This is a genomic window from Mesorhizobium sp. M8A.F.Ca.ET.021.01.1.1 (assembly GCF_003998025.1).
Classification (GTDB): Bacteria; Pseudomonadota; Alphaproteobacteria; order Rhizobiales; family Rhizobiaceae; genus Mesorhizobium.
The window spans coordinates 1-4669 of record NZ_RZSJ01000497.1; the positions used below are offsets into that span (position 1 = coordinate 1).

General features: G+C 63.7%; 5 protein-coding genes. 3 read left to right on the forward strand and 2 right to left on the reverse strand.

What is annotated here, in order from left to right:
- Position 1 precedes the first annotated feature (1 nt).
- The 3 genes from EOA36_RS28165 (at position 2) to EOA36_RS28175 (ending at position 1787) form a co-directional block, all read left to right on the forward strand.
- Positions 2-826, forward strand: a complete 825-nt coding sequence (locus tag EOA36_RS28165; protein WP_127280320.1) for a lytic transglycosylase domain-containing protein — start codon at positions 2-4, stop codon at positions 824-826.
- A gap of 75 nt (positions 827-901) precedes the next feature.
- The gene (locus EOA36_RS38500; RefSeq protein ID WP_245464495.1) at positions 902-985 is read left to right on the forward strand and encodes a hypothetical protein; all 84 of its coding nucleotides are present in this window, start codon (positions 902-904) and stop codon (positions 983-985) included.
- Between the two features lie 49 nt (positions 986-1034).
- Positions 1035-1787 (forward strand): Stf0 family sulfotransferase, encoded by a 753-nt coding sequence (locus tag EOA36_RS28175; RefSeq protein ID WP_189521865.1) that lies wholly within the window; start codon positions 1035-1037, stop codon positions 1785-1787.
- A gap of 14 nt (positions 1788-1801) precedes the next feature.
- Here the strand turns inward: EOA36_RS28175 and EOA36_RS28180 are convergent, their stop codons facing one another.
- Positions 1802-4135 (reverse strand): response regulator, encoded by a 2334-nt coding sequence (locus EOA36_RS28180; protein WP_127280322.1) that lies wholly within the window; start codon positions 4133-4135, stop codon positions 1802-1804.
- Between the two features lie 171 nt (positions 4136-4306).
- On the reverse strand, positions 4307-4669 hold a 363-nt coding region (locus tag EOA36_RS28185), incomplete at its 5' end, for a polyprenyl synthetase family protein (protein WP_189553393.1).

Sequence of the window (4669 nt, forward strand, 5' to 3'; positions counted from 1 at the left end):
GATCAGGTTGCAGACCTTGTCGATCAGCCGCTGCTTGGCCGATCCGCCGCAATCGGCCAAGCAGCGGCTGATCGACAAGGTCTGCAACCTGATCCAGGCGCATGCCGACCAGAACGCTCTGCCCCGGGACTTCTTCGCCCGCCTTATCTGGAAGGAAAGCCGTTTCGATCCCAATGCCGTGAGCCCCGTCGGCGCCGAGGGCATTGCCCAGTTCATGCCGGGCACCGCCAAGATGCGGGGGCTTGCCGATTCCTTCGACATCAACCAGGCGATCCCGGCGTCGGCTAGATATCTCGCCGAAATGAAGACCAGTTATGGCAATCTTGGCCTAGCGGCGGCCGCCTACAATGCCGGCGAGAGCCGGGTGTCGCGCTGGCTGAATTCCGGCGGCTTCCTGCCGATGGAGACGGAAAGCTATGTGTTCGACGTCATGGGCGAGCCGGTCGACAAGTTCACGGACCCGGCCTATGCCGGCAAAGTCGAGCCGCTCGATGCCAAGCTGGATTTCGCCGTCGCCTGCCGCAAGCTGCCGGTGATCATGTCGCGGACGGTCGCAATGGCCTCGATCAACATCAAGCCATGGGGCATCCAGGTGGCGGGCAATTTTCGCCGCAGCGCGGCGATCGGCCAGTGGCTCAGGGTGCGGGGCCGCTTTCCGGCCCTGCTTGCCGGGCATGATCCTGTGGTGAGCCGGGTGCGCACGCCGATCGGCCGGCGCGGCATCTACGCCGTCAGGATCGGGATCGACGACCGCGCCGCCGCCAATGTCATCTGCCAGAAGCTGCAAAGCGTCGGCGGCGCCTGCGTGGTGGTGCGCAACCGGTAAGGGCCGAGGGCGCGAAGCGCTGCGCCGACAGGTTGGCGGGGCTGGCGCGCTGGCAATAGGAGCGTCCACAACCGGATACGCTACGATCTCGAAATCGAGACGAACGCCCAAACGCCGCTGCAATGTGCCCGTCGCATCGAGCAACGGTTTCAGCTATAGCGGCGGCCACCATCTCTCCTTGGGCAGCAGCCCTGTCATGCGAGCGCCCATGTTCGACGGATACATCATCTGCGGCACGCCCAGAACCGGCAGCACCTTGCTGTGCAAGCTGTTGGCGGCCACCGGAACGACCGGTGATCCCCACTCATTCTACCGGCGGCAGGATGTGTCGGAGTGGGCGCAGGATTGGGGATTGCCCGATCGCGACACGATGGGCGAGCGTGAATTCCAGCTTGCCTATCTCAATGCGGCGATCGGTGCCGGCAAGGGCGATACTGAAATTTTCGGCTTGCGCCTGATGCGGGAGAACCTGGATGAGCTGTCGGCGATCCTCGATCAGGTCTATCCCGGGCTTGCGTCAGACACAGCGCGTTTCGAACGAGCCTTTGGCCGAGTCCTCTACATACACCTGTCGCGCGAAAACAAACTCGCGCAGGCCGTCTCCCTGGTCAAAGCCCGGCAAACCGGTCTTTGGCATATCGCCCCCGACGGAACCGAAATCGAAAGGGTGGGACCTGCCAGGGAACCTCACTATGATTTCAAGCGCATCAAGGGCGAGGTCGAAGAACTGGAAGCCTATGATACGGCCTGGAACATCTGGTTCGCACAACAGGGCATAGCACCATTGCGGATCGGCTATGAGCACCTTGCCGCCGAGCCGGCCGTGGCATTGCTGCGCATCTGCGAAGCCCTCGGCGTCCCGGCGCCGGATGCCGGGCATGTCAGGCCCGGCGTCGCGAAGCTCGCCGACGAGACAAGCCTGGACTGGATGCGCCGGTTTCATCTGGACGCGGCCGTCTGAGGCGTTGGTGGTGGTCAGGCGGTCTTGGCCACCACCGTCTCGCTGAGCCAGGTGCCGATCTTGGCGCCCAGGCGATCGGGCGAAACGGGCTTGGGCAGATAGTCGTCCATGCCGGCCTCGATGCATTTGTCGCGGTCGCCCTTCAGCGCATGCGCGGTGACGCCGATGATCGGGATGTGGCCGCCCGACGACGCTTCGATCGCCCGGATGGCGCGTGTCGCCTCGTAGCCGTTCATTTCCGGCATCGAGACGTCCATCAGAACCAGCCTCGGATGCAGCGACCGGTACATCTCGACCGCGGTGCGGCCATTGCCGGCGATGCGGTAGGTCAGGCCGAGTCCATTGAGGATCTGGCCGAACACCATCTGGTTCACGTCATTGTCCTCGGCGATGAGGATGTCGATCGGGTTGTTCGGCGCGGCATTCGATTCCGGCACAGTCGCGACCGGTACCGCGGGGCCACGGATAATCGTGAAGGCCGGAGTCGCCTGCATCGGTTGGACCGGTTCGCGAATGAACTGCGCCTTGCCGACCTGCGAGCGCGCCTTCTGGATGACCGAGATGACGGTGCCAAGCAGGACCGCCGACCGCGCCGGCTTGGTCAGGTGCGCCGATATGCCGAAGTCGATGATCATCTTGCCGAAATCGACCTGGTCGACAGAGGTCAGGATCACGACCGGGATGGCGGTCAGCCGGCTGTCGGCGGCGATGGCCCGGGCGACATCGGCGCCGTTCATGCCGGGCATCTGATAGTCGAGGATGATGCAGTCGACGCTGGCACCGAGTTGGCAGGCGCGATCGAGGAAGGCGAGGCCCATTGCGCCGCTTTCGGCGGCGGCGCAGTCGAAGCTCCAGCTTCTGAGTTGTTCGAGCAGGATCTCGCGGTTGACCGGATTGTCGTCGATGACCAACACGCGTGCGCCGGTGACGTCCACCGGCACGATAGCGTCGCGCGCCTCGGCGCGGTGGACCGGCAGCGGCACGGCGAACCAGAAGACGGAACCGCGGCCGATCTCGCTCTCGACGCCGATCTTGCCGGCCATCAGGTCGACGAGACGGGCGGCGATGGCGAGCCCAAGGCCGGTGCCTTCATGACGGCGGGTCGAAGACCCGTCGACCTGGGCGAACTTCTCGAACACGTTTTGCAATTTCTCGGCCGGGATGCCGATCCCGGTGTCCTCGACGCGCAGCTTGAGCTGGACAACGTCGTTGACGGTTTCGCCGCCGACATCGATCAGCACATGGCCCTTCTCGGTGAATTTCACCGCATTGCCGACCAGGTTGGTGACGATCTGCCGAAAGCGACCGGCGTCGCCGACGACATAAGCCGGCAGCCGAGGATCGACACGCACGATGAGTTCCAGGTTCTTCTCGGCAACGCGTGCCGAGACCAGTGTAGCCACATCCTCCACCGCTTCCGAGAGGCGGAAGGGGGCAGGATCGAGCGTCAGCTGCCCGGCATTGATCTTGGAGAAATCGAGGATGTCGTTGATGATGGTGAGAAGCGCGTTGCCCGATTTGACGATGACGTCGGTGAAAGTCTTCTGGCGCGGGTTCAGTTCGGTCTTGGCCAGCAATTCGGCCATGCCGAGCACGCCGTTCATCGGGGTGCGGATTTCGTGGCTCATATTGGCCAGGAATTCCGACTTGGCGCGGTCGGCCGCCTCGGCCTTGAACAAGGATTCGGCCGACTGGGCAAAGGCGCGGCGGATCGCCTGTTCCATCGGCCGGAAGATCCAGAAGGCAACGATGGCGAGCACGGCAAACAACAGGCCGCTCGCCCACAAAAGCAGCCGGTCGCCGGAGGCGTCCGCCAGATGACGTTCGTCGTCCATCGCGGTACGGACACGCACCAGCATGGGCTGAACGAACAGGTCGTTCTGGTTGCGGATTTCGCGAGAACTCCATTCATCGGTCTTTTGCGCCACCGACATCAGGTTGAAGTTGCGAACCATGTCACGCGGCGACCAGAACAGATCGCCATTGACGGAAGCTGCCGCCAGTTCGTTGACGGTCTTGGCCGACAGCCGCGGGCGGATCGCGGCGAGCTGGGCGCTCAGCGTCTCGATCTCGCCGGTCAGGCGCTCGGAATGGTCGCGCGCCGAAGCCGTCAGCGCATCGCGCGTCTCGATCCGCCAGGCGGAACTGGTTGTCTCGGCGAAGCTGGTGGCGTTGCGCAGGTCGCGGGTGAAAACGACGAGATTGCTGCTCAGCGCATCGATTTCATGGCGCAAGGAATTGACGCGATTGAGCGCAACCATGATGGCGGCCGAAGCCAGCGCGAAAACCAACAGTCCCGAAAGATAACGTATCCGGACGGACCGGATGAAGGAAGAATATTCCGGCATGCGCAAACCCAACACATACGCATATTTTAATGGTCGGGATTACGCTTCATTTACATTAAGATTTCGTTGGCGCACCGCAGGTCAATGCATGCGCTGCGGGGACGCGGCGGATCGGATCGATGCGGTGACGCCGAGCCGTCGACCATGCGCAACCCGATATGGGGCCTGCCGTCAGCTGTTGCGGGTTGCCACGAAAGTCGCGGCGGCCTTGAGCAGGGCCGCCTTTTCGCCATAGGGTTCGAGCAACGCGTGCGCCTGGCCGACGAGACCGTCGAGCTGCTTGCGAGCCCAATCCGCGCCGTGCAAGGCCACCAGCGTACCCTTGCCCGCGGCGGCATCCTTGCCGGTCGCCTTGCCCATCTGCCTGGCGTCGGCCGTCAAATCCAGCAGGTCGTCGGCGAGCTGGAAGGCAAGGCCGATCGCCGAACCGAACTCGGCCAGCCTTTCCATGTCATCCGATCGTGCACCGGCCAGGATCGCACCCGCCTCGCAGGCGAAACGGATCAGCGCACCGGTCTTCATCGCCTGCAGCCG